Here is a 25,050-nt window from a genome sequence, read left to right as displayed (position 1 = left end):
GCGCAGGCTTGGCTGCAAATAGATTCGTCGAAGGGACTGCCACTCGGGGTGGCAGAGTGAAAGGCTCAGAGGTCTTCGGCGCCCAGCGTCATCTCTGTGATGCCCTTGCCGGCACGCACCATGGGGAAGACGTTTTCCGTCGGATCGGTGCGGAAGTCCATGAAGACCGTGCGGTCCTTGAGCTTGCGCGCTTCGCGCAAGGCACCTTCCACGTCCTGCGGGCGCTCGATCAGCATGCCGACGTGGCCGTAGGCCTCGGCGAGCTTCACAAAGTTAGGCAGTGCGTCCATGTAGCTGTGGCTGTAGCGGCCCTCATAGTCGAGCTCCTGCCACTGGCGCACCATGCCGAGGTAACGGTTGTTGAGCGCCACGATCTTGATCGGCGTGTTGTACTGCAGGCAGGTGGAGAGTTCTTGGATGCACATCTGCACCGAGCCTTCGCCGGTCACGCAGAACACTTCGCTTTCGGGCTTGGCCAACTTGATGCCCATGGCGTAGGGAATGCCCACGCCCATGGTGCCCAGGCCACCGGAGTTGATCCAGCGGCGCGGCTCGTTGAACTTGTAGTACTGCGCGGCCCACATCTGGTGCTGTCCCACGTCGGACGTGATGTAGGCATCGGCGTCCTTGGTCATGTTCCAGAGCGTTTCCACCACGTGCTGCGGCTTGATCACGTCCTTGTTGCCGCGGTCGTACTTCAGGCAGTCCGTCGAACGCCAGCCTTCGATGGCTTCCCACCAACCCGCCAGCGCCTTTTCGTCGGTCCGGGTGCTGGTTTCGCGCACCATGTTGATCAGCTCGGTCAGCACATCCTTCACGTCGCCCACGATGGGCACGTCCACCTTGACGCGTTTGGAGATGCTCGACGGGTCGATGTCGATGTGGATGATCTTGCGTTCGTTCTGAGCGAAGTGCTTGGGGTTGCCGATCACGCGGTCATCAAAGCGCGCGCCCACGGCCAGCAGCACGTCGCAGTTCTGCATCGCGTTGTTGGCTTCCACCGTGCCGTGCATGCCCAGCATGCCGAGGAACTTGCGGTCGGAGGCGGGATAGGCACCCAGACCCATCAGCGTGTTGGTGACCGGATAGCCCAGCAAGTCCACCAGCGTGCGCAGTTCCTGCACCGCATTGCCCAGCAGCACGCCGCCACCGGTGTAGATGTAGGGACGCTTGGCTGTCAGCAACAGCTGCAGGGCCTTGCGGATCTGGCCGCCGTGGCCCTTGCGCACCGGGTTGTACGAGCGCATCTCGACCGACTCGGGGTAACCTGCGAAAGCGGTCTTGTTGAAGGACACGTCTTTCGGAATGTCCACCACCACAGGACCCGGGCGGCCGGTGCGCGCGATGTGGAAGGCCTTCTTCATCACCAAGGCCAGATCGCGCACGTCCTTCACCAGGAAGTTGTGCTTGACGATGGGACGCGTGATGCCGACGGTGTCGCACTCCTGGAAGGCGTCCAGACCGATCGCGGCGGTGGGCACCTGGCCAGCGATGATCACCATCGGGATGCTGTCCATGTAGGCTGTGGCGATGCCGGTGACGGCATTGGTCAGCCCGGGACCCGAGGTCACCAAGGACACCCCAACGTCGCCGGTGGCGCGGGCATAGCCGTCGGCAGCGTGCACAGCGGCCTGCTCATGGCGCACCAGCACGTGCTGGATGGTGTCCTGCTTGTAGAACGCGTCGTAGATGTGCAGCACAGCACCGCCGGGATAGCCCCAGATGTACTTCACGCCTTCGGCCTGAAGGGCCTTGACGAGGATTTCTGCGCCGCGGAGTTCTTGGGGGGCTGCGCCGGACGCGGCTGCAGCGGAGGCCAGTTCGGCCTTGTTGATTTCCATGATGAACCTTTCGAGAATTTCTCTGACGAAATACCTTGGGTGCTCCTTCGCCCACTCTTGTGAAGCGGCGTCGGAACTTGAGGCCAATGGACATGAGCGGACACATACCCCGCCGGACCTTGACCCGTTTGCCTTTTTGAATTGCAGCCGGACATTATCGCACTGCAACAGAGGTTGCGATCCGTCTTTGTGGAATCAGACAGGCTTGAGGGTCAAAAAAGGCAGGGCGCGCAGTGCGACAATCCGCCCCTGAATCCCTCCACCGCCCGATGACCGACCCCGCTTCTCCCCCTTTTCAGACCAAGGCGGCCAACCTGATGGCCCCGCCACTGCGGCGACGAATGGCCTGCTGGCTGTATGAAGGCATGCTTTTGTTTGGTGTGGTCTTCATCGCCGGCTACCTGTTCTCCACCCTCACCCAAACCCGGCACGCGTTGGACAACCGCCATCTGCAACAGGCCTTCCTGTTCGTGGTGTTCGGGATCTACTTCGCGTGGTTCTGGGCCAAGGGCCAGACCCTGGCCATGAAAACCTGGAACATCCGCGTGGTGGACAGTCAAGGGCGGCCGCTGACACAGACACGGGCCCTGTGGCGCTACGTCTTGAGTTGGCTGTGGTTTCTGCCACCGCTGGCCGGTGGTGCAGCCTTCTCACTGCCCGGTGGAGAACTGGCGGTGATCGTGGTCGGGTGGGTGCTGGTCTGGGCGCTGCTGTCGCGGTTTCATGTCCAGCGGCAGTTCGTTCACGACGCATTGGCCGGAACCCGGCTGGTGCACTTCCAGCCCATCGAAACACCCAAGCGCGACAAGCGCTGACGCTCCCTTCATGAACCCATCCACGCCACAAGAAGCCCCGGACGCGCAAAAAGCTCGAACCGGACTGCCGCGCATATGGCACGCCTTTGGTTATTCCCTGGCAGGCCTGCGTGCCGGATGGGGCGAAACCGCGTTCCGACAGGAGGCCATGGCAGCACTGGTCATGCTGCCCTTGGCCTTCTGGCTGGGGCGGACCTGGGTCGAAGTGGTGTTGCTGACCGGTGTGGTGCTGTTCGTGATGATCGTTGAGCTGCTCAACACGGGCGTGGAGTCTGCCGTGGATCGCATCGGGCCGGAATGGCACACCCTGTCCAAGCGGGCCAAAGACATGGGCAGCGCCGCCGTGCTGCTGAGCCTGCTGCTGTGCGCAGGCACCTGGAGCGCAGCGATCTGGGTTCGCTGGCTTTGACCCCCTCCCTCTCTCCAGACCCATGAGCACCCCCACCTTTTCCTTGTGCGTCTATTGCGGCTCCCGACCGGGTGCCGACCCCACGTTCGCAGACGCCGCCCGTGCCGTGGGCGAATGGATCGGTCGCCATGGCGGTCAACTGGTGTACGGCGGAGGTCGCAATGGTCTGATGGGCTTGGTGGCCGACGCCACCATGGCCGCCGGCGGACGGGTGATCGGCATCATTCCCAGGGCACTGGTGGAAAAAGAGTGGGCGCACCACGGTTGCAGCGAGCTGCATGTCGTGGACACCATGCACGAACGCAAACGCCTCATGGCCGAACACGCTGACGCTTTCCTCGCATTGCCGGGGGGCATCGGCACGCTGGAAGAATTTTTTGAGGTCTGGACTTGGCGCCAGCTGGGCTACCACGACAAACCGGTCGGGCTGCTCAACCTGGGCGGTTACTACGACAGCCTGTTGGCGTTCCTGCACACTGGCGTGCAGCAGCAGTTCATGGGTGACTGGCAGATGAACCTGATTCGGGTTGATGCAGACGCTGCGCGGCTGCTTCCCGACCTGGTTCAAGCCGCCGGCTTCTCGCCAGCGGCGCGCGTGGACGCGATCTGAGCCCGGTCAGACCGCCGTTTCGTCCTCTTCACCGGTGCGGATGCGCACCACACGTTCGACCGAGGTCACAAAAATCTTGCCATCACCGATCTTGCCGGTGCGTGCGGCGCGAACGATGGCATCCACGCAACGCTCGACATCCGCCGACTTGACCACCACCTCCAGCTTGACCTTGGGGAGAAAGTCCACCACGTACTCGGCGCCACGGTAGAGCTCGGTGTGCCCCTTTTGCCGGCCGAAGCCCTTGACCTCCGTCACCGTCAGACCCGTCACACCCTGCTCGGCCAGCGCTTCGCGCACTTCTTCGAGCTTGAACGGTTTGATGACGGCGGTGATTTGCTTCATGGGATGTGTCTCCGGGGCGGTTCAAGAAGGGAAAAGATCATTATGCCCAAGGGTCACCAACCCGGTCATACACTCCGCCGAAACCGGAGCCATCACATGCCCACAATCCCGCCAGCCTTGACGGCCCTCCCCCGCCACGTATCCATCACGGTGAGCTACCGTGGCGGTCATCCGGAGAACATCCACCACGGCTCGCTGGCCGTGGTCAATGCCCAGGGCGAGTTGCTGGCCAGCGTCGGTGACGTGGACTCGCCGCTGTTCACCCGCTCATCGCTCAAACCGTTTCAAGCCATGCCGTTGATCGCCCTCGCCGCCGACCGGCTGGGTCTGGACGATGCCGACGTGGCCCTGCTCTGTGCCAGCCACAGCGGCGAGCCGATGCACGTGGACCGCGTGGCCAGCCTCCTGGCCCGCATGGGCGCGAACGAAGCCACACTGGCCTGCGGGAGCCACGTGCCCTACTTCTACGGTGCCACCGGGCGCCAGCCCGAACCGGGTGCGATCTTCAACCGCTTTCACCACAACTGCTCGGGCAAACACACCGGCATGCTGCTGCTGGCCCATGCGCTGGGACAACCGCTCAGCGGCTATCTGGACACGCAGCACCCCGTCCAACGGCAGATCGCGCAGAGTGTGAGCCACTTCTCGGGTGTGCCGGTCGAGCAGCTGGTGCGCGGTACCGACGGCTGCAGCGCGCCCAACTACGCCTTGCCGCTACGCTCACTGGCCCATGCGTTTGCCCGGTTGACGCCGACCGACCCAGACCCCGTCTACGGGCTCGCTCCGCAGCGCGTCGCGCACGCCATGTCCCGCCACCCCGAGCTGGTCAGCGGCCAGGGTCGCAACGATCTCACGCTGATGCGCGCGGGCCGGGGGGATTGGGTGAGCAAGGTCGGCGCCGATGGCGTGCAGGCCATCGCCAGCTTCAGCCGTGGCATCGGCATCGCGGCCAAATGCAGCGAGGGGCAATTGGTTCCGTTGATGGTGGCCCTGGTGTCGGCGCTGGACCAACTGGGTTGGCTCGATGCCGAGAGCCGCGCCGTGCTGGCCGGCCTGGTCCCGCCACCGCTCAGGAACGCGGCGGGCATCGAGGTCGGGGAGATGCGCGCGGTGCTTCGGCTCTGAGGTCTGGTCACCCTGAACGGTGCCAGCCCAGCGATGCCGCGAACCCGGGTTTACCGGGCCGCAGACAGCCCCCCGGGGGGCCGCGCGTCGCACAGAAGGATTAAGCCCGGTATTTGCTCGTGATCGGGTAACGCCAGTCCTTGCCGAAACTGCGGTGGGTCACGCGGATCCCCACCGGTGCCTGGCGGCGCTTGTATTCGTTGATGCGGATCAAGCGCACCACCTTGTCCACGTCGGCGCGCGCATAACCCGCTGCCACGATGCTGTCCGGACTCTGGTCGTTCTCCATGTAGCGCTCGATGATGGTGTCGAGCACGGCGTATTCGGGCAGGCTGTCCTGGTCCTTCTGGTCGGGACGCAGCTCGGCACTGGGCGGGCGGGTGATGATGCGCTCGGGGATCGGATTGGCGCCCGTGCCATAGGGGTCGTGCGCGTTGCGCCAGCGTGCAAGGCGAAACACCATGGTCTTGGCCACGTCCTTGATGACCGCAAACCCGCCGGCCATGTCGCCATACAGCGTGCAGTAGCCGGTGGCCATTTCGCTCTTGTTGCCTGTGGTCAGCACGATGCCGCCGAACTTGTTGGACAGTGCCATGAGCAGGGTGCCGCGGATGCGGGCCTGCAGGTTCTCTTCCGTCGTGTCTTCGGCCCGCCCCGCAAACTCCTGGGCCAGGCTGGCCTTGAAGGCCTCGAACTGGGGCGCGATCGCGATCTCGTCGTAGCGCACCCCCATGCGCGCCGCCATCTCGCGTGCGTCGATCCAGGAGATGTCTGCCGTGTACGGCGACGGCATCATCACCGCGCGCACACGGTCCTTGCCCAGCGCATCGACCGCGATGGCGAGCACCAGCGCCGAGTCGATGCCACCCGAGAGCCCCAGGATCGCGGCCGGGAAACCGTTCTTGCCGATGTAGTCGCGAACGCCCAGCACCAGCGCGTGCCACAGGTCGGCCTCCAGACTGTGTGCGCGGTCGATGGCCGCATCGATCTGCCAGCCGCCCGGCATGGGGCTCATGGCGACATCAAACAGTGATTCCTCGAAGCTGATCGCCCGGCCCGCCAGTGCCCCATCGGGAGCCAGCACAAAGCTGCGCCCCTCAAACACGATTTCGTCCTGCCCACCCACGAGGTGCGCGTAGACCAACGGCAAACGCGTGGACAACACCCGCTCGCGCATCGTTGCTTCGCGTTCACCACCTTTGCCGGTGTGGAACGGCGAGGCGTTGATGACCGCCAGGACCTGGGCGCCGGCCGCCGCCGCCTCAGCCGCCGGCTCATCGAACCAGGCGTCCTCACAGATCAGCAGGCCCACGCGCACCACGCCACCGTCGGCGGTGGGCACTTCGCACACACAGGTTTCGTGACCCGGCACAAAATACCGGCGCTCGTCAAACACCTGGTAGTTGGGCAACCTGCGCTTGGCGTAACGGTGTTTCACCTGGCCCTCGACCAGCACGCTCGCCGCGTTGAACAACTGCGCCACCGAGACGCTGCGCTCGCGTCGCTCGCCGGCCTTCGCCGCATGCCACGGATGCCCCACCACGATGTGCAGGCCTTTGAGATGGCCGGTCTCGCTCGCCACGGTTTTCAGTGCATCATCACAGGCATCAATGAAGGCCGGTCGGAGAAACAGGTCTTCGGCGGCATAGCCGCAAATCGCGAGTTCGGGCGTAAGCAAGAGCCGGGCTCCGCGCGCATGGGCTTCATGCGCCGCATCGATGATTTTTCGGGCATTGCCCGGCATGTCACCCACCACGAAATTGAGCTGGGCCACACAGATTTTGAGCGTCATGAAACGGGTCAACCTCAGGAAAAACACGGGACGCCGGGCGGTCGCATGGCGCTGAACAATTATGTCACCCGCATCCTCAACGCACCCTCCGAGGTACCAGCGGAGGACTGGGATGCGTTGCTCGATCAGGAGGCCGATCCGAGCCCTTTCATGCGGCACGCCTACCTGTGCGCGCTGCACCACAGCGGCGGCGCCACGGCGCCCACCGGCTGGCAGCCCCGCTTCGTGACACTCTGGAAAGGCGCGCAACTCTGCGCGGCCTGCCCGCTGTATCTCAAGTCGCATTCCTACGGCGAATACGTGTTTGACTGGGCATGGGCCAATGCCCACGAACAGCACGGACTGGCGTACTACCCCAAGGCATTGGTGGCGGTGCCGTTCACGCCCGTGCCGGGCGCCAGGCTGCTCGCGCTGGATGGCTCAGCGCGCTCGGCGCTGGTCGCGGCCCTGCTGCAGTTCACGAAACAGGCATCACTGTCGTCGTTGCACCTGCTGTTCGCACAACCGCAGGACGTCGCCGCCTGCGAACAGGCCGGCATGATGCTTCGGCACACCGTGCAGTTCCATTGGAACAACGCGAACTATCGCGATTTCGATCACTTTCTGAGCGGCCTCCAACAGGAGAAGCGCAAGAAGATCCGGCAGGAGCGTCGCAAGGTGGTCGAGGCGGGCGTGCACTTTCGACAGGCCCAGGGCCGAGCCATCAGCAGGAACGATTGGGATTTTTTCTACCGTTGCTACGAGCGCACCTACCGCGAGCACGGCAACCCGCCCTACCTGAACCGCGACTTTTTCCAGCGCATGGCCACCGACATGCCTGAGCACTGGCTGCTGTTCGTGGCCCAGCGCGAGGGCCGGGACATGGCCTGCAGCCTGATCGCGCTCGACCCCGACCACGGCGTGGCCTATGGCCGCTACTGGGGTGCGATCGAACGGGTGGACTGCCTCCACTTCGAGGCCTGTTACTACCAGCCCATCGAATGGTGCATCCGTCACGGCATCCACCGTTTCGAGGGGGGTGCGCAAGGCGAGCACAAGATGGCGCGCGCGCTGCTGCCCGTCCAGACGACGAGCGCGCATTGGCTGGCCCATCCCGCGTTCGCGGACGCGGTGCAGCGCTTTCTGGAGCGCGAGGGCGAAGGCATCGAGCACTACCTCGAACACCTCACTCAACGCAGCCCGCTCCGCGCGACATCGACCAAGGTCGAACCAGCGGCCGTCATCATCGACAATGAGCAGACCCCACTCCCCAGGGATCAGGTGTGACCCAGGCATGTGCCACGGACAGCGGACCGTTCAAGCATGGCCGGTGGTCCTAATTAGTTACATCTTTATTACACTGCCCCCATGGATGAGACCGACGCCTTTTTCACCCAAACCGTTGTGGGGGCGCCCTTCACGGTCATGATGGGTCGCCGACGCTTGCCTGGAACGCCTGGCGCCGAAGGCATTGCCATCGGTCTGCGGACAGGAGAACGTGTCCTGACCAGCCTGTGGCAGGACTGGGTGGTGCTGAGCCATGCCTGTGATCCGGTCGGACACACCCGGCGGCGGCCAGGCCGCGCACGGCGTGTGCTGGAGCGACACGCCCTGTGGCTGGCGGTGCTGGGCATCGGCTCGTTCCTGGTCAGTCTGGTGCTGTGGGGAGCGATGCTGTGGAACTGAAAACGCCCCAGGACACCTTGACGATCGACCCGATCGCCATGAACGTGGTCAACCGGGTGGCGGCGGGTTGTCGTCTCAGCGGCGACCTCCAGTTCGAGGGTGGCCTGATCGTGCAGGGCGAGGTCTCAGGCCAGATCAAGGTCAATGGCCGCCTGATCGTCTGGAAAGGCGGCGTGGTGCGCGGCTCCATCCGTGTGCAAGGTGATTTCTACCTTTTCGGTCAATTGGGCGCACAGGAGGCCTCACCGGAAGACACCCAGCTGGAGTGCATCGGGATGGCCTACGTGGCCCAGACCGGTGTCTCCACCGGCACCCTGATGGCGAAGCGCTTGCAGCTGTACGAAGGCGCGGACCTGCGGGGTCCTTTCAGGACGCTGAAGTTGTCGGGCGCCCTGCCCGTGTTGCATGATGTGCAACCCTCGCAGCCCCTGAAAACATCAGGAAGCCGATCATGAAAGCACGCCGCCACTTTCGCCCCGACCGCCCCCCAGAACAGGACGCAGGAACTTCACCCATGAACGACCACAACGACCATTCACCCGAGCAGGAACCCACCCAGGATTACCAGCAGGACATGCCCCAGACCCTGGAGGTCGATGTGGGCAGGGCCATGCCACCGACGATGGCGCAGCCCATCCCCATGTTGCAGCCCGACACCATGCAAGGCACACCCATCGACGCCACCGAAGCGACCAACGCGCGCAGCATGCTGGCCGAGGGCATCCATTTCGTGGGCAACGCCGTGCTCCGGGGCCCCTTCAGCGTGGCCGGTCAGGTGGATGGCAATCTGGCCCAGGCCGAAGGCATCCAGGTTTCGGTGGTGGTGACCGAAACCGGGCGGGTCAAGGGTGACATCACCGCTCACAAGATTTCCGTGATGGGTCACACCGACGGTTTGCTGGATTCGGGCCAAGGCGAGGTGTCGCTGCACGACTCCGCCAGCGTGCACGGTCTGGTGCGCTACGGCCGCATCCAGGTCAACGGAGCCGATCTCAATGCCACCCTGGAGCGTGTGGCTCCAGCCCGGAAAGCGATCTGACGGCTTTCATGCTGTGGCCGAGCAGCACCAGCCCGCGACCGTCCGTCACGTCTGCGCCGCAGGTCCCGAGCGCGGAAGCCGTGAGACGGTCTGCGCTCGAAGCCAGCTGGCGTCGGGACAAACGGGTGGCGCGGCGCAGGTTGTTCTGGCGCTGGACGCTCTGGTACCTGCGGCGTTTTTCCGTTCCAGTGCTCGTGATCTTGGCGCTGGTTTTTGCGGGCCTGCATTTCTCGGACCGCTGGCTGGTCTGGCCACACTCCGCAGGAGCGCCTATCGCTGTGCCCGCCAAGATGCCAGCGGCCGAGCCGGCCGAAGCCTCCGCGCCCCCGCCAGAACGGCCGCTCCCCACGGACGCCACCGACCAGGTTGGCGAACCGGTGGCCTTGCATGCCACCCGCCAGATGGTTGCCCGGACACCCGGCGCGGCACCCGCCCCGAGCAGGCAGACCGATACACTTCCACTCAAACCCGAAACCTGGTTGCACAGCAAGGAGCCTTGACCCCATGAGCCACAACCCCGCGTCCACCCGCCTCGTCCCCGCCGAGCGCCTCTCGGCCATCACCAGCCTGATCGCCGAAGGCGCCGTCTTCGACGGCAACTTTCACACCACACGCGACCAGGGCATCAAGGTCGACGGCCAGCTCAAGGGCAACATCACGTTTGAAACCGGGGGCACGCTCCACGTGGGCGCCACCGGCGTGATCGAGAACACCCGCCTGGAAGCGGACTACGTGTTCATCGAAGGCAAGGTCATCGGCACCGTGATCGCTCGCAAAGCGCTGGAGATCACCGGCTCGGCCACGTTGATCGGCGACGCCAGCTACGACGAGCTGATCGACATGCACCCCCGTGCTCGCGTGCGCGGCAAGATCGAGTACCGCGGCGACATCGACGCGGTGCAGAACTGATCTTCTGCACCGAACCAGAGAAAAAGCCTGCCAGGGCAACCTGGCAGGCTTTTTCTTTGAACCACAACCCCAGGCCTGTGGCCTGAAAGGAAAGCTCAGTCTTTCTTGGCGTTGTAGGCGGCGATGCCGTCCATGATCTCCTTGTGGGCGGCGTCTTTGCCTTCCCAGCCCAGGATCTTGACCCACTTGCCCGGCTCCAGGTCTTTGTAGTGCTCAAAGAAGTGCTGGATGGTGTTCAGGCGCATCGGGTTCAGGTCTTCGGGCTTTTGCCACTGGGTGTAGATCGACAGGATCTTGTCGATCGGCACCGCCAGCACCTTGCCGTCTTCACCGGCTTCGTCCTGCATCTTCAGGATGCCGATCGCGCGGCATGGCACCACCACGCCAGGGATCAGCGGCACAGGTGTGATCACCAGCACGTCCACCGGGTCACCGTCACCCGACAGGGTCTTGGGCACATAACCGTAGTTGGTCGGGTAGTGCATGGCGGTGCTCATGAAGCGGTCCACGAAGATCGCGCCGGTTTCCTTGTCCACTTCGTACTTGATCGGATCGGCGTTCATCGGGATTTCGATGATCACGTTGAACGCGTCGGGGACTTTGCTGCCAGGGGTGACGTTGTCGAGAGACATGGTTTTTCTGAGAGTTGATGGAAAGGGGAACAGCCGCGCGGACAGGAATCGGGGACGACGTCGCTGACGAGACCATGCGCGGCTGGGATTTACCCTGATTTTACTGATCCCAGCCTTACTGACTGATCCAGATCATTTCCCAATCGAAGCATTTCCCGCTAAATTCGGCCCGTTGGCCAATCGCCCTGCCTTGCTGCACCCACTGTAGCAAGAGGACCCGAGGAAGCAACGCAGCGGGGGCCATCCTCAAAGCGTTGCCCCCTCCAAGTCGAAACGAATGAGCAGGAGAAATCTCTATGGTTGGACAATCTGCGCTGATCTTTGCGCTGGTGTGTGGACTGGTGGCCGTGGCCTACGGTTTCTGGTCCCGAAGCTGGATTCTTTCTCAGGACGCGGGCAACGCCCGCATGCAGGAAATCGCCGGGGCCATCCAGACCGGTGCTGCGGCCTACCTCGCACGACAGTACAAGACCATCGCCATCGTGGGCGTGGTGCTGGCCATCCTGATCGGTGTGTTCCTTGACAGCACCACGGCCATCGGCTTCGTGCTGGGTGCGGTGCTCTCGGGTGCCTGCGGCTTCATCGGCATGAACGTCTCGGTGCGCGCCAACGTGCGCACCGCGCAGGCCGCCACCAAGGGCATCGGCCCGGCGCTGGACGTGGCCTTCCGCGGTGGCGCCATCACCGGCATGCTGGTGGTCGGCCTGGGCCTGCTGGGCGTGGCGGGATTCTTCTGGTTCCTGGTCGGCAACGGAAACCTCACCCCCGACAAGAACCTGGCCACCCTGCTCAACCCGCTGATCGGCTTTGCCTTCGGCTCGTCGCTCATTTCCATCTTCGCCCGTCTGGGCGGCGGCATCTTTACCAAGGGCGCTGACGTCGGCGCCGATCTGGTGGGCAAGGTCGAGGCCGGCATTCCGGAAGACGACCCGCGCAACCCGGCTGTGATCGCCGACAACGTGGGCGACAACGTGGGCGACTGCGCCGGCATGGCCGCCGACCTGTTCGAGACCTATGCGGTCACGCTGATCGCCACCATGGTGCTCGGCGCCCTGATGGTGGCCGCAGCACCCATGCAGGCCGTGCTGTATCCGCTGGTGCTGGGCGGCGTGTCCATCATCGCGTCCATCATCGGCTGCTTCTTCGTGAAGGCCAGCCCGGGCATGAAGAACGTGATGCCCGCGCTCTACAAGGGCCTGGCGGTGGCCGGTGTGCTGTCGCTGATCGCCTTCTATTTCGTGACCCTCTGGATCATGCCGGACAACGCGATCAGCGCCAGCGGCAGCCAGATGAAGCTGTTCGGCGCCTGCGCGGTGGGCCTGGTGCTCACGGCCGCGCTGGTCTGGATCACCGAGTTCTACACCGGCACGCAGTACTCGCCGGTGCGGCACATCGCACAGGCCTCCACCACCGGCCACGGCACCAACATCATCGCGGGCCTGGGCGTGTCGATGCGTTCCACCGCCTGGCCGGTGCTGTTTGTGTGCGTCGCCATCATCGTGGCCTATTGGCTGGCCGGCCTGTTCGGCATTGCCGTGGCCGCCACGTCCATGCTCAGCATGGCCGGCATCGTGGTCGCGCTGGACGCCTATGGCCCCATCACCGACAACGCCGGGGGCATCGCCGAAATGGCCGAGCTGCCCAAGAGCGTGCGCGACGTGACCGACCCGCTGGACGCGGTGGGCAACACCACCAAGGCCGTGACCAAGGGCTACGCCATCGGCTCGGCCGGTCTGGCAGCGCTGGTGCTGTTCGCCGACTACACCCACAAGCTGGAATCCTACGGACACCAGATCAGCTTTGACCTCTCCGATCCGATGGTGATCGTGGGCCTGTTCATCGGCGGCATGATCCCCTACCTGTTCGGCGCCATGGCCATGGAAGCCGTGGGTCGCGCCGCTGGCGCCGTGGTGGTGGAGGTGCGCCGCCAGTTCAAGGAGATCAAGGGCATCATGGAAGGCACGGCCAAGCCCGAGTACGGCCGCGCGGTCGACATGCTGACCACGGCCGCCATCAAGGAGATGGTGATTCCGTCGCTGCTGCCGGTCGTGGTGCCGATCCTGGTCGGCCTGTTGCTTGGCCCGAAGGCGCTCGGTGGCCTGCTCATGGGCACCATCGTGACCGGCCTGTTCGTCGCCATCTCCATGTGCACCGGTGGTGGCGCCTGGGACAACGCCAAGAAGTACATCGAAGACGGCCACCACGGTGGCAAGGGCAGCGATGCGCACAAGGCCGCCGTGACCGGTGACACCGTGGGCGACCCCTACAAAGACACCGCCGGCCCGGCCGTGAACCCGCTGATCAAGATCATCAACATCGTGGCCTTGCTGATCGTGCCGCTGCTGCCAGTGGCCGCAGGCCCGGGCCAAGCGAGCTCGGCCCACGCGCCTGCGGCGGAGGTCGCTTCGGCTCCCGCTGCCAGCGCACCAGCTGCAGCCATGCCCGCCCCCACTGTGGCGGCGCCTGCCGCACCGGTTGCCGACGGCGCTTCCGTGGTGGTGGAAGGTGGCGTGGTCAAGTTCTTCTTTGCCAGCGGCAAGGCGGACGTGGCCGAAGGGGGCGGCAAGGCGCTGGAGCAGGTGGTCGCTGGCGCGGCCACGGGCAAAAAGGTGGTGATCAGCGGTTTCCACGACGCGGCTGGCGACCCCGCCAAGAACGCCGAACTGGCCAAGCAGCGCGCCATGGCCGTGGCCGCCCTGCTCAAGGGCGCCGGCGTGGCTGAGGACAAGATCGAGCTCAAGAAACCTGAGCAGGCCCAGGCCGACGGGCCGGCCCATCTTGCGCGTCGCGTCGAGGTGATGCTGAACTGAGTCCTTTGAGTCTCTGAATTCCCTGGCCCCGCAGGCACTGCTTGCGGGGCCTTTTTTATCTGAAGGACACCCAATCGGGCCACCCGAGGCGGGTGCTGAAGGCGACAGCGGATCAGGACATCGCTGTGCAAAACCCAGGTCGGAGCAGTACCATGAAGACGTCTTCTCCGACCCACACCAACCATGACCGAACTCGTCGTCCGACGCCTGCTGATCGATCTGGAGACGCCCGTGGCCCGCCACTGGTGCAACGGCGACGCGTTTCTGACCGCCTGGTTCAATGCGCTGTCGATGAGCTTTCCCGTGGGCGAGCAGTTTTTCATCGACTCGGTGCGCAACGGCCTGAAAGCCCTTCCGCCCGAGCAGCAGGCGCGGTCCCGAGAAGAGGTGCAAGGCTTCATTGGTCAGGAGGCGACCCACCGCCGCATCCATGCGCTGTTCAACGCGCAGCTGGAACGACACGGCCTGCACAACGCCTGGGAGCCACGGGCTCGGAAGCGCCTTCAGCTCATGGAAGGCAGCGACCCGCGCCACGGTCTCGCTATCACGGCGGCCAACGAACACTTCACCGCCCTGTTCGCCGAATGGATGCTCTCGCACCCGCACCTGCTCGACGGCTGCGAACCGCGCCTCAAGACCCTGTGGCTCTGGCACAGCGCCGAAGAGGCCGAGCACAAAAACACCGCGTTCGATCTGTACCAGGCGCTGGGCGGCAGCCACGGCTGGCGCGTCAGGTGGATGCGGCGCGTGACCGTGATCTTCCTGTCTGACACGCTGCGCCAGACCGCGCACAACCTGTGGCGCGACGGCACGCTCTGGCGCTGGTCCACGTGGGTCAGCGGCACACGGCATCTGCTGGGGCGCGACGGCCTGCTGCGTCAGAGCTTCAACCCCTGGCGCGCCTATTTCCGCCGCGACTTCCACCCCAACCAGCAGCACAGCGATCTTTCTGCCCGATGGCTCGTCGACAACGCCAGCGCCTACCTCGCCGTCGGCTCTGGTTGATGTCTGTTCAATGCCACCGAAGCCCTTGCAATGACAGGGCTCACAGGCCCAGCGGGTATGCAGCGTCCACCATAATGCGGGCATGTCCGACCGCGTGATCCCCCTTGTTGACCAGCGCATGGCGTCGCTGGCGGCCCGCATTCCCTCGATGCCCATCGCCGCCACCGGCCTGCTGGGCGACGCGCTGGGCCGGCCGTTGCGCGACCTGCGCATCAGCGTCACCGACCGCTGCAACTTCCGCTGCAGCTACTGCATGCCCAAGTCGATTTTCGACAAGGACTACCCTTACCTCCCGCACAGCGCCCTGCTCTCTTTCGAAGAGATCACCCGCCTGGCGAACCGGTTTGTGGACCACGGCGTGCAGAAGATCCGCCTCACCGGTGGCGAGCCGTTGCTGCGCAAGAACCTGGAAATCCTGATCGAACAGCTGGCCGCCTTGCGCACCACCGAAGGCCGGCCGCTGGACATCACCCTCACCACCAACGGCTCTCTGCTGGAGCGCAAGGCCAAGGCCCTCAAGGCGGCCGGTCTGCAGCGCGTGACCGTCAGCCTGGACGGGCTGGACGACGCGGTGTTCCGCGCCATGAACGATGTCGACTTCCCCGTGGCCGACGTGCTGAACGGCATCGAGGCCGCCCGGGCGGCGGGCCTGGGGCCGATCAAGATCAACATGGTGGTCAAGCGCGGCACCAACGAGCATGAAATCCTGCCGATGGCGCGCCACTTCAAAGGCACGGGCATCGTGCTGCGCTTCATCGAATACATGGACGTCGGCGCCACCAACGGCTGGCGCATGGACGAGGTGATGCCCAGCGCCGAGGTGGTCGCCAAGATCCACGCCGAGCTGCCGCTGGTGCAGCTCGATCCTTCGTCCCCCGGTGAGACCGCCGAGCGCTGGGGCTATGCCGACGGCTCAGGCGAAATCGGCGTCATCAGCAGCGTCACGCAAGCCTTTTGCCGCGACTGCAACCGCGCCCGCCTGTCCACCGAAGGCAAGCTCTACCTCTGCCTTTTCGCCAGCCAGGGCCACGACCTGCGTCACTTGCTGCGCAACGGCACCAGCGACGCCGACCTGGCCAGCGCCATCGCCGCCATCTGGCAGGGCCGCGACGACCGCTACTCGGAGTTGCGCGCGTCCATGCCACCCGATGCATCCACGGGCGGGCGCCGGGTGGAGATGAGTTACATCGGGGGGTAGAGGAGTCCCCCCTGCGCCGCCTGCGGCGTCACCCCCCAAGGGGGCGATGCAAGCGGCCCGGCAAGCCGGTTCCACTGCATCCTGGATTTCTGTCACTTCGCTCCGGAGACTTTCATTGAGCCACCCGCTGACACATGCACTCACTTTGCGAGGTTTCTCTTGATCCATCCCTCTGAAATCACCGCCCTCGTGCTCGCCGGTGGCCGCGGCTCGCGCATGGGCGGGGTCGACAAAGGCCTGCAGAATTTCAATGGCACGCCGCTGGCGCTGCACACCCTGCTGCGCCTGCAGTTGCAGGAGGGTGGGCTGATCGGCGAACTGCTGGTGAACGCCAACCGCAACCTCGCGGCGTACGAGGCCTTTGGCCACCCGGTCTGGCCCGACACGCTGTCCGACTTCGCCGGCCCGTTGGCCGGTTTCCTCACCGGCATGGAGCGCTGTGAAACGCCCTACCTGCTCACGGTGCCCTGCGATACGCCGCTGTTCCCGATGGACTTGGCCCGGCGCCTGGCCTCCGCGTTCGACGATGCATCCACCGAAATCGCCATGGCCGCCGCCCGCGAGGAAGACGGCCAGCTGCGCACCCAGCCCGTGTTCTGCCTGCTGCGCGTGAGCCTGCTGGAGAGCCTGGTGGCGTTCACACAGGCCGGGGGTCGCAAGATCGACCGCTGGACCGATCAGCACAAGACGGTGGTCGTGCCCTTCGACCAGCCCGGCGATCACCCACAAGCCTTCTTCAACGCCAACACCCTGGCCGAACTGCAGTCGCTCGAAGGCGCCTGAGTTTCTGCCACTTCCAACGCTTCTCCATGTCCACGATCGAACAGATCGCCGCCGCCCTGCAGGGCTACGACCCCCAGGCGCTGGCGGCCGCCAGCGTCAACCAGTTCCTCGCCAAACTGGTCGACCCCGTGACCGACACCGAGCAGGTGGGCGTGTTCGCCGCGCTCGGCCGTGTGCTCGCGCAGGACGTGGTCTCGCCCATCAGCGTGCCGCCGCACGACAACTCGGCCATGGACGGATTTGCCTTTGACGGCAGCCAGCTGACCAAAGGCCAGCCCCTCACCCTGCGCCAAGCCGAAGGCACGGCCTTCGCCGGCAAGGCCTGGGCGGGTGAGGCGGGCGCAGGCGCCTGCGTGAAGATCATGACCGGCGCCATCATGCCCCCGGGCATGGACACGGTGGTGCCGCTCGAACTGGTGAAGGTTGAAGGCGATGAGGTCCACCTCCCGGCCGACGTGCTGCAGCGCGGTGACAACCGCCGCTTCCTCGGCGAAGACCTCATGGCCGGCCAGCCCGCCATGCGACAGGGCCAGACGCTCGGCCCCGCCGCGCTCGGCCTGATCGCCAGCCTGGGCCTGGCCCAGGTGCCGGTGTTCCGCCGCATCAAGGTGGCCTATTTCTCCACCGGCGACGAAATCCTCAGCCTGGGCGAACCGCTGCGCGAGGGCGCGGTGTACGACAGCAACCGCTACACCGTCTTTGGCCTGCTCACGCGCCTGGGGGTGGAGGTGATCGACATGGGTGTGGTGAAAGACGAGCCCGCTGCCCTGGAGGCTGCCTTCCGCCAGGCCGCCCGCGAGGCCGACGCCATCATCACCAGCGGCGGCGTCAGCATGGGCGAGGCCGATCACACCAAGGCCATGATGAAACAGCTGGGCGATGTGGCGTTCTGGCGCATTGCCATGCGGCCGGGGCGTCCGATGGCCGTGGGGCGAATCGAGGAGATGGGCAAGTCTTCCATCCTCTTCGGACTACCGGGCAACCCGGTCGCCGTGATGGTCACCTTCCTCGCCTTCGTGCGCCCTGCCCTGCAACGTTTGATGGGCAGCGTGGTCATCGAGCCGGTGCTGCTCACGGCCCGCAGCGCCGAGGCCCTGCGCAAGAAACCCGGCCGCACCGAGTACCAGCGCGGCACCGTGACCCGTGGCACCGACGGTCACTTGAGCGTGCGCACCACCGGCAACCAGGGCTCGGGCGTGTTGAGCTCCATGGTGCAGGCCAACGGCCTGATCGTGCTGCACCACGCCCAGGGCAACGTGGCCGTGGGCGACGAGGTGGACGTGATGATGTTCGACGGCGTGATCTGAAACCGGCGCCCTCGGGGGACCTTCACCAGCGGGAATCCGAAAGTCCGGGAGCCGCGCTCAGCAGACCATCATTTCATCACTTGGCCACCAGCACCTCGCCGTGCGACCCGGCCGGCGGCGCTTCCGCCGGCAGCACCCGCGAGCCATGCCGGTCACGCGCCAGCAGCATGTACATGGTCGGCACCACGAAGATGGTGAGCAGCGTGCCCAGGCTCATGCCACCCACGATCACCCAGCCGATCTGCTGACGGCTCTCGGCGCCCGCGCCGGAGGCCAGGGCCAGCGGCATGGCGCCCAGCACCATGGCGCCAGTGGTCATCATGATCGGGCGCAGGCGCAGCGCGGCCGCCTGCTTGACCGCTTCCAGCTTGTCCAGGCCCTGCTCGCGCAGCTGGTTGGAAAACTCGACGATCAGGATGCCGTGTTTGGTGATCAGGCCCACCAGGGTGATGAGCCCGATCTGGCTGAACACGTTGAGCGTGCCGCCGCTGAACTTGAGCGCCAGCAGCGCGCCGAGCATCGACAGCGGCACGCTGAGCATGATGATCAGCGGATCGACAAAACTCTCGAACTGCGCCGCCAGCACCAGGTAGATGAACAGCAGCGAGAGCGCGAACACGATGGCCAGCGACCCCGAAGAGTTCTTGAACTCACGGCTCTGGCCGTTGAGGTCGGTGGTATAGCCCGAAGGCATGATCTCGGTGGCGATGCCGTCCATGACCTTGAGCGCGTCGCCCAGGGCCAGCTCGGGCGAGAGGTTGGCCGTGATGGACGCGCTGCGGCGTTGCCCGAAGTGGTTCAGCTCGCGCGGCACCACGACCTCGCGCAAGGTCACCAGCGACGCCAGCGGGATCATGGCCTCGCCCCGGCCGCGCACGAACAGGCCATCAATGTCCTCGGGCGCACTGCGGTCCCCCGAGACGGTCTGGACCACCACGTCGTATTGCTCGCCGTCGCGCTTGTAGCGCGTCACGACCCGGCCACCCAGCATGGTCTCGACCGTGCGCGCAATCACATCGACGTTCACGCCCATGTCGGCGGCCCGCTCGCGGTCCACGTCCATGCGGATTTCGGGTTTGTTCAGGCGCAGGTCGGTGTCCACCTGCAAGAAGCCGGGGTGCTTGGCGAGTTCGTCCTGGAACTGCCGCACCACGCGCGAGAGGTTCTGGTAGCTGTCGGAGGTGACGATCACGTAGTTGATCGGGCGCTCGCGAAAGCCCTGCCCGAGCGATGGCGGTGTGATCGGGATCGCGCTGATGCCGGGCAGGCTGGCGAAGCGCGGCGCGAGCTCGCGAGCGATCTCCTGCGTCGTGCGGCTGCGCTCTTCCCACGGGGTGGCGCGCAGAAACACGCTGCCCTGGGCCACGGTGGGATTGCCGATGTTGGCAAAGATGCGGTCGAACTCGGGGTACTCACGGCCGATGCGCTCGATGGCTTCGGCGTAGCGCCGGGTGTAAGCCAGCGTGGCGCCGTCAGGACCGTTGATGTTGGCGAGGATCACGCCTCGGTCCTCCAGTGGCGCCAGCTCCTGCTTGGTGGACTGCAGCAGCAACCAGCTGCCCACCGCGCTCGCCACCATCACGGCCACCACCACCCAGCGGGCGCGCAGCGCCATCGCCAGCACCGAGCTGTATGCATTGGTCATGCCAACGAGCACCCGCTCCATGAAGCGGTCAAACCGGCCCGGGTTCGGGTTGTGGCGCAAGAGCCGCGACGACAGCATGGGCGACAGCGTGAGCGCGACAAAGCCCGACACCACCACCGCGCCGGCCAACGCGAGCGCGAACTCTGCGAACAGGCGGCCGGTGCGCCCGGGGGTGAACGCCAGCGGCGCGTACACGGCCGCAAGCGTCAAGGTCATGGCCACCACCGCAAACCCGATTTCCCGGGCGCCTTTGATCGCCGCATCGAACGGTTTCAGGCCCTCTTCGATGTGGCGGTAGATGTTCTCCAGCACCACGATGGAGTCGTCCACCACCAGGCCGATGGCGAGCACCAGGGCCAGCAGGGTGAGCGTGTTGATCGAGAAACCGAACAGCCCCATCAGCGCGAAGGCGCCGATCAGGCTGACGGGAATCGTGACCAGCGGGATGATGGACGCGCGCAGCGTGCGCAGAAAGACAAAGATCACCAGCGCCACCAGCACCACCGCCTCGGCGATGGTCGTGTACACGGCCTTGATGGAGCGGTCGATGAACACCGAGTTGTCGTTGGCGATGTCCACCGTCACGCCCGGTGGCAGGTCGGTCTTGACCTTCTCCAGCAACTGGCGCACGCCGGCCGAGAGTTCCAGCGGGTTGGCCGTGGCCTGCCGGATCACGCCCAGCGACACCGAATCTCGACCATTGAGCCGAACGGAAGTGCGTTCGTCCTGCGGGCCCTGCACCACGCGCGCCACATCGCCGAGCCTGATCGACTGGCCGTTGACGGTGCGCAGCGTGACCTCTCGGAATTGTTCCGGCGTCTGCAGATCGGTCGCCGCCGTCACATTGAACTCGCGCAACGAGCTCTCGATGCGGCCGGCTGGCACCTCCAGGTTGGAGCGGCGCAGCGCGTCTTCCACATCCTGCACCGTCAGTCGGTAGGCGGCCAGACGGTCGGGGTCGATCCAGATGCGCATGGAGTACTTGCGCTCGCCGTACACCCGCACGTCCGCCGCACCGGGCGCGGTCTGCAGCACCGGCTTGGCCAGCCGGTTGGCGAAATCGGACAACTGCAAGGCGCTGTGGGTGTCGGAGCTGAGTGCCAGCCAGATCACCGGGAACGCATCGGCCTCGACCTTGGCGATCACCGGCTCATCGATGCCTTGGGGCAGGCGCTGTCGAACACGGCTGACTTTGTCGCGCACGTCGGCGGCCGCCGAGTCGGGATCACGCTCGAGCTTGAAGCGCACCGTGATGTTGCTCTGCTCCTGCCGGCTGGTGGAGGTGATCAGGTCCACCCCCTCAATGCCCGCCAGTGAATCTTCCAGCGTCTTGGTGATCTGGGACTCCATCACCTCGCTGGACGCCCCCACAAACCGTGTCTGCACCGAGACCGTGGGCTCGTCAATCTTGGGGTACTCGCGCACCGTCAGCGCATTGAAGGCCACCGCGCCCACCAGCAGGATGAGCATGGACAGCACCGATGCAAACACCGGGCGCCGGATGGAGATTTCGGGCAGTTGCATGGCAGGTCTCCTGACGGTCAGCCAGCGCTTTTCGCCGCGGGCGCGGCGCCAGGCGCTTCGCCCGCCGCTGGCGCGCCGGGCTGCGGGGTGGCACCCGGCTTTCCACCAGCGGGCTGGCCGCCGCCGGGACGGCTCATGTCCACCACGCGGACCGGCGTGCCGTCTTTCTGCAGGCGCTGCTGACCGGCCACCACCACCGTGTCACCGACCGACAGGCCGGACATCACCTGCACCTGCGGGCCGCGCCGAACGCCGAGCTGAACCTCGGTGCGGCGCGACACGCGCTTCCTTGCGTCGCCCTCGCCTTCGTCCACCAGGCGGAACACGAACTGCTTGCCCGCTTGCGGCACGATGGCTTCTTCTGGCACCACCAGGGCCGCGTCATTCACCGAGAAAATCGTGGTCACGCGCGCGAACATGCCGGGGCGCAGCTCACCCTTCGGCGACGGCGGCAGCGTCGCGCGCACCGACACCGAGCGTCCGTTGGCATCGAGCAAGGGGTCGACCGCCTGCACGCGCGCGCTGAAATTCTGGCCCGGCAAGGCATCGAGCCGCACCTGCACCACCTGGCCCGCGGCGATGCGTGCCTGGTAGCGCTCGGGCAACCGGAAGTCGACGGTGAGCGCGGACGTGTCTTCGAGGTTCACCAGATCGGCCCCATCTTTCACGTAATCGCCCAGGTTCACGCTGCGCAAACCGAGCGTGCCGTCAAACGGCGCCGTGATGCGCATGCGTGCGAGGCGGGCCTGGGCGAGCGCCACCTGCGCCTCGGCCACTTGCAGATTGGCCTGGCTTTCGTCAAGCACCCGGCGGGCCACGAAGTTCTCGGCGACCAGTTCCTGGTTGCGTTTGAGGTTGGCGCGGGCGATGGAGAGCTGGGCCTGCGCCTGGCTCAGTTCGGCACGCTGCAGGGTGTCGTCGAACTGCACCAGCAGCTGGCCTTTGCGCACCCTGGCGCCGTCGGCAAACGCGACATTGGCCACCCGCCCACTCACCTCGGGCCGCAGCGTCACGCTTTGGCGCGAGCGCAATGTACCCACCGCCTCGGCATCGTCCTGCAGGCGCATGGTGCCGACCTGCACCACCTCGACCCCGGGCATGCCGCCACCACCAGCACCACCCTGGCCGCCACCCGGCACAGCACCGGCCGGATTGCCGGGTCCGGAGGCAGCGCCCGGGGAGCCAGCGGCCGCACCGGTCACGGTTCGTGCGGGCGTTTTGTTCTGGAACCACCACGCGCCGGCGGACGCCAGCGCCAGACCACCGACAGCGACCCAGATGTAGAACTTCTTGTGTGCCATGTGCAGGAACCTGGAGATGAATGGCGAAGGGGTCCGCCAGCGGCAGCCCACCGCAAAAGTGACCAAATGCAATGTAGCAGTGCTTGAGCCGAAGCCGCACCGACAAGTTCAATGCCCATTTGGTGCCCGCGGCGCCCGGGCCGGTCACTCAGTCAGCCGGGCACACCCCGGTTGGCCAGCGCGTCGGCGCGCTCGTTGCCGGGGTCGCCGGCATGGCCTTTGACCCAATGCCACTCGATGTGGTGCACGCCGTCGTGCACCAGCGCATCGAGCTTCTGCCACAGGTCGGCGTTCTTCACCGGTTCTTTGGCAGCCGTCTTCCAGCCCTTGGTTTTCCAGCCGTGGATCCACTCGGTGATGCCCTTGCGCACGTACTGGCTGTCCAGGTACACCGCCACCTTGCACGGCCGCTTGAGCGCCGCCAGGCCCTCGATCACGGCGGTCAGTTCCATGCGGTTGTTGGTGGTTTCGCGTTCACCGCCCCAGAGTTCTTTTTCGTGCCCGCCGGCCTTGAGGAACACGCCCCAGCCGCCCGGGCCAGGATTGCCTTTGCAGGCGCCGTCGGTGTACATCACCACATGGTTCAAAAGAGGGTCTCCAGGAGAAAAAAAGTCAATGGCGGTTGGCGACCGACACCGGCGCCGCCATCACCGTGCGGCGCGGACGCCAGGCCGGCCCGAGCAGGCGAACGCCGCGCACCCGCTTGACCGCCACCACAAAATAGACGGCGCCAAAGATGGGCCACCAGCGGGGGCCGGCCCGGTCCATCCAGGCCATGCGCTGCAGCCACTTGTCGCTGCGAACCGCTGGCCTGTAGCAGCCAAAGCGCTCCGACTCTACTTCAAAACTCAGCAGCCGCAACCAGTCGCGCAAACGCCCCGGACCGATGAAGTCACCGGCCTCCGGCAGGTACAGACGGGACACGCCCCATGCCGAGAGACCCATGCGGTCGGCCAGCCGACCACGGCTTTGCCGCAGACCCCAGAGGCTGTTGGGATTGAACCCGGAAATCACCACCCGGCCTTCGGGCACGAGCACCCGCTCCACCTCTCGCAGCACATGGTGGGGGTCGGCACTCAACTCCAGCGTGTGAGGCAGCACCACCAGGTCGATGCTGGCTTCCGGGAAGGGCAGCGCGGCGGCGTTGGTGACCAGGGCCACGCGCGGCGATCCGTTCGATGGGGCGAGCCGGTCTTCATCGCCGCGCGACCCGAGCACCGTCTCTCCCATGAACTCCTCGGGCAGCGCCAGCCAGCGGTGGGGCATGCGGTTGGCCTCCAGCGTGTGCAGTTCGGACAGCCCCAGTTGCAAGGCGTTGTAGCCAAACAGGTTGGCCACCGAGAGATCAAACTGAGCCTTTTCCCAGGCCAGAAGATACCCACCTGGAGCGGTCTGAAACCAGTCGGTCAAACTTATAATCGGAGGGTTCATGTGGGGTGTTGCAACGTCGGTCTGGCAGAGGTCGCCGCCCTCGGCCCCGGTCCAGATACTCTACACGCCCGCTCCCCGGGTTTCGCGCCATGACCTTGTTTCCCGTCCCGGCCTTCAGCGACAACTACATCTGGGTATGGCACGACGGTCGACGTGCATTGGTGGTCGATCCGGGCGAGGCCAGCGGCGTGATGGACTGGCTGACCCAGCACCAGCTCACCCTCGACACCATCCTGATCACCCATCACCACGCCGACCATGTGGGCGGCGTGGCCGCCCTGCGCGAAGCCACCGGCGCGCGCGTGATCGGCCCAGCTTTCGAGCCCATGCCCGAACCGCTTCAGCGTGTGGGCGGCGGTGAGGGGGTGACGGCGCTGGGCTTGAACTTCGAAGTGATAGAGGTGCCCGGCCACACGTCTGGCCACATCGCCTACTTCTGTGCCGAGGCGGATGGTGCACCCCTGCTGTTCTGTGGCGACACCCTGTTCTCTGCGGGCTGTGGTCGCCTCTTCGAAGGCACGCCGGCCCAGATGCTGGATTCGCTCACCCGCCTGGCCGCGCTGCCCGGCGCCACCCGGGTCTGCTGCACGCACGAATACACGCTGTCCAACCTGCGCTTCGCCCGTGCGGTGGAGCCGGGCAACGCGGTGTTGAGCGCCTACGAGGAACGCTGCCAAAGGTTGCGCGAGCGGAACCTTCCCACGCTGCCCAGCTCCATCGAACTGGAAAAACAGATCAATCCTTTTCTGAGAGCCCATGTGCCGGCCGTCGAGCAGACCGCCCGCGCGCACGATCCCCATTCATCCCCTGGTCCGTTGGGCGTGTTCACCACGCTGCGCGCCTGGAAAAACACCTACCAGTGAG

The 25,050-nt window shown here is 65.6% G+C and carries 23 protein-coding genes; 15 read left to right on the top strand and 8 right to left on the bottom strand.

Annotated features, from left to right (window positions below):
- Positions 1 to 65: 65 nt before the first annotated feature.
- The gene (locus IM738_RS07150; protein WP_236965184.1) at positions 66 to 1,841 is read right to left on the bottom strand and encodes an acetolactate synthase 3 catalytic subunit; all 1,776 of its coding nucleotides are present in this window, start codon (positions 1,839 to 1,841) and stop codon (positions 66 to 68) included.
- Between the two features lie 269 nt (positions 1,842 to 2,110).
- On the opposite strand from IM738_RS07150, the gene IM738_RS07145 reads away from it, so the two are divergent.
- From IM738_RS07145 to IM738_RS07135, 3 genes are read left to right on the top strand one after another with little or no spacing between them, the layout of a single operon-like run.
- Positions 2,111 to 2,656 carry an RDD family protein gene (locus IM738_RS07145; RefSeq protein ID WP_236965183.1) on the top strand — a complete coding sequence of 182 codons (546 nt, stop codon included), beginning with the start codon at positions 2,111 to 2,113 and terminating at the stop codon, positions 2,654 to 2,656.
- A gap of 10 nt (positions 2,657 to 2,666) precedes the next feature.
- A complete protein-coding gene (locus tag IM738_RS07140; RefSeq protein ID WP_236965182.1) occupies positions 2,667 to 3,065 on the top strand; it encodes a diacylglycerol kinase in 399 nt (132 codons plus the stop codon).
- Between the two features lie 22 nt (positions 3,066 to 3,087).
- Entirely contained in the window at positions 3,088 to 3,675 is a 588-nt protein-coding gene (locus IM738_RS07135) for a TIGR00730 family Rossman fold protein (RefSeq protein WP_236965181.1), read from the top strand.
- 6 nt (positions 3,676 to 3,681) lie between these two features.
- On the opposite strand, the gene IM738_RS07130 is transcribed toward IM738_RS07135, so the two are convergent.
- The gene (locus tag IM738_RS07130) at positions 3,682 to 4,020 is read right to left on the bottom strand and encodes a P-II family nitrogen regulator (protein WP_236965180.1); all 339 of its coding nucleotides are present in this window, start codon (positions 4,018 to 4,020) and stop codon (positions 3,682 to 3,684) included.
- A gap of 96 nt (positions 4,021 to 4,116) precedes the next feature.
- Here IM738_RS07130 and IM738_RS07125 point away from each other — a divergent pair, with 96 nt between their 5' ends.
- Positions 4,117 to 5,145, top strand: coding sequence for an asparaginase (locus IM738_RS07125; RefSeq protein ID WP_236965179.1), 1,029 nt, complete (start codon positions 4,117 to 4,119; stop codon positions 5,143 to 5,145).
- Between the two features lie 100 nt (positions 5,146 to 5,245).
- Here IM738_RS07125 and IM738_RS07120 read toward each other — a convergent pair whose 3' ends face one another.
- On the bottom strand, positions 5,246 to 6,937 hold the full coding sequence (locus tag IM738_RS07120) for an NAD+ synthase (RefSeq protein ID WP_236965178.1): 1,692 nt from the start codon (positions 6,935 to 6,937) through the stop codon (positions 5,246 to 5,248).
- Positions 6,938 to 6,982: 45 nt separating this feature from the next.
- On the opposite strand from IM738_RS07120, the gene IM738_RS07115 reads away from it, so the two are divergent.
- The 5 genes from IM738_RS07115 to IM738_RS07095 all read left to right on the top strand — a co-directional run bounded on the left by IM738_RS07115 (position 6,983) and on the right by IM738_RS07095 (position 10,550).
- Complete coding sequence (locus IM738_RS07115) at positions 6,983 to 8,203, top strand: GNAT family N-acetyltransferase (protein WP_236965177.1); 1,221 nt, start codon at positions 6,983 to 6,985, stop codon at positions 8,201 to 8,203.
- A gap of 81 nt (positions 8,204 to 8,284) precedes the next feature.
- Positions 8,285 to 8,602 carry a hypothetical protein gene (locus IM738_RS07110; protein WP_236965176.1) on the top strand — a complete coding sequence of 106 codons (318 nt, stop codon included), beginning with the start codon at positions 8,285 to 8,287 and terminating at the stop codon, positions 8,600 to 8,602.
- Positions 8,593 to 9,057 carry a bactofilin family protein gene (locus IM738_RS07105; protein WP_236965175.1) on the top strand — a complete coding sequence of 155 codons (465 nt, stop codon included), beginning with the start codon at positions 8,593 to 8,595 and terminating at the stop codon, positions 9,055 to 9,057. The genes IM738_RS07110 and IM738_RS07105 overlap by 10 nt, the downstream gene beginning before the upstream one ends.
- Before the next feature lie 59 nt (positions 9,058 to 9,116).
- Complete coding sequence (locus IM738_RS07100; RefSeq protein ID WP_236965174.1) at positions 9,117 to 9,641, top strand: bactofilin family protein; 525 nt, start codon at positions 9,117 to 9,119, stop codon at positions 9,639 to 9,641.
- A gap of 504 nt (positions 9,642 to 10,145) precedes the next feature.
- Positions 10,146 to 10,550 carry a bactofilin family protein gene (locus IM738_RS07095; protein ID WP_171984676.1) on the top strand — a complete coding sequence of 135 codons (405 nt, stop codon included), beginning with the start codon at positions 10,146 to 10,148 and terminating at the stop codon, positions 10,548 to 10,550.
- Positions 10,551 to 10,645: 95 nt separating this feature from the next.
- Here IM738_RS07095 and ppa read toward each other — a convergent pair whose 3' ends face one another.
- Positions 10,646 to 11,182, bottom strand: coding sequence for an inorganic diphosphatase (gene ppa / locus IM738_RS07090; protein WP_236965173.1), 537 nt, complete (start codon positions 11,180 to 11,182; stop codon positions 10,646 to 10,648).
- 296 nt (positions 11,183 to 11,478) lie between these two features.
- Between ppa and IM738_RS07085 the strand changes: the two genes are divergently transcribed.
- The 5 genes from IM738_RS07085 (at position 11,479) to moeA (ending at position 18,285) form a co-directional block, all read left to right on the top strand.
- On the top strand, positions 11,479 to 13,992 hold the full coding sequence (locus IM738_RS07085) for a sodium-translocating pyrophosphatase (protein ID WP_236965172.1): 2,514 nt from the start codon (positions 11,479 to 11,481) through the stop codon (positions 13,990 to 13,992).
- Positions 13,993 to 14,175: 183 nt separating this feature from the next.
- A complete protein-coding gene (locus IM738_RS07080; RefSeq protein ID WP_236965171.1) occupies positions 14,176 to 14,997 on the top strand; it encodes a metal-dependent hydrolase in 822 nt (273 codons plus the stop codon).
- An 82-nt stretch (positions 14,998 to 15,079) separates the two neighbouring features.
- Positions 15,080 to 16,195 carry a GTP 3',8-cyclase MoaA gene (gene moaA, locus IM738_RS07075; protein WP_236965170.1) on the top strand — a complete coding sequence of 372 codons (1,116 nt, stop codon included), beginning with the start codon at positions 15,080 to 15,082 and terminating at the stop codon, positions 16,193 to 16,195.
- A gap of 159 nt (positions 16,196 to 16,354) precedes the next feature.
- Positions 16,355 to 16,978 carry a molybdenum cofactor guanylyltransferase MobA gene (gene mobA, locus IM738_RS07070; protein ID WP_236965169.1) on the top strand — a complete coding sequence of 208 codons (624 nt, stop codon included), beginning with the start codon at positions 16,355 to 16,357 and terminating at the stop codon, positions 16,976 to 16,978.
- 26 nt (positions 16,979 to 17,004) lie between these two features.
- Entirely contained in the window at positions 17,005 to 18,285 is a 1,281-nt protein-coding gene (gene moeA / locus IM738_RS07065) for a molybdopterin molybdotransferase MoeA (RefSeq protein ID WP_236965168.1), read from the top strand.
- Between the two features lie 76 nt (positions 18,286 to 18,361).
- Here moeA and IM738_RS07060 read toward each other — a convergent pair whose 3' ends face one another.
- The 4 genes from IM738_RS07060 to IM738_RS07045 form a co-directional block, all read right to left on the bottom strand.
- Positions 18,362 to 21,454: an efflux RND transporter permease subunit gene (locus IM738_RS07060; RefSeq protein WP_236965167.1), complete on the bottom strand. Its 3,093-nt coding sequence runs from the start codon at positions 21,452 to 21,454 to the stop codon at positions 18,362 to 18,364.
- 17 nt (positions 21,455 to 21,471) lie between these two features.
- Complete coding sequence (locus tag IM738_RS07055; RefSeq protein WP_236965166.1) at positions 21,472 to 22,755, bottom strand: efflux RND transporter periplasmic adaptor subunit; 1,284 nt, start codon at positions 22,753 to 22,755, stop codon at positions 21,472 to 21,474.
- 152 nt (positions 22,756 to 22,907) lie between these two features.
- On the bottom strand, positions 22,908 to 23,342 hold the full coding sequence (gene rnhA / locus IM738_RS07050; RefSeq protein WP_236965165.1) for a ribonuclease HI: 435 nt from the start codon (positions 23,340 to 23,342) through the stop codon (positions 22,908 to 22,910).
- 25 nt (positions 23,343 to 23,367) lie between these two features.
- Positions 23,368 to 24,186 (bottom strand): class I SAM-dependent methyltransferase, encoded by an 819-nt coding sequence (locus IM738_RS07045; protein WP_236965164.1) that lies wholly within the window; start codon positions 24,184 to 24,186, stop codon positions 23,368 to 23,370.
- An 89-nt stretch (positions 24,187 to 24,275) separates the two neighbouring features.
- On the opposite strand from IM738_RS07045, the gene gloB reads away from it, so the two are divergent.
- A complete protein-coding gene (gene gloB, locus IM738_RS07040) occupies positions 24,276 to 25,049 on the top strand; it encodes a hydroxyacylglutathione hydrolase (protein ID WP_236965163.1) in 774 nt (257 codons plus the stop codon).
- Position 25,050: the final 1 nt, after the last annotated feature.

Source organism: Hydrogenophaga sp. SL48 (assembly GCF_021729865.1).
In the GTDB taxonomy this organism is placed as follows: Bacteria; Pseudomonadota; Gammaproteobacteria; order Burkholderiales; family Burkholderiaceae_C; genus Hydrogenophaga.
Note: the sequence above shows the minus strand (reverse complement) of the source record. Positions and strands in the feature narration are given on the sequence as shown.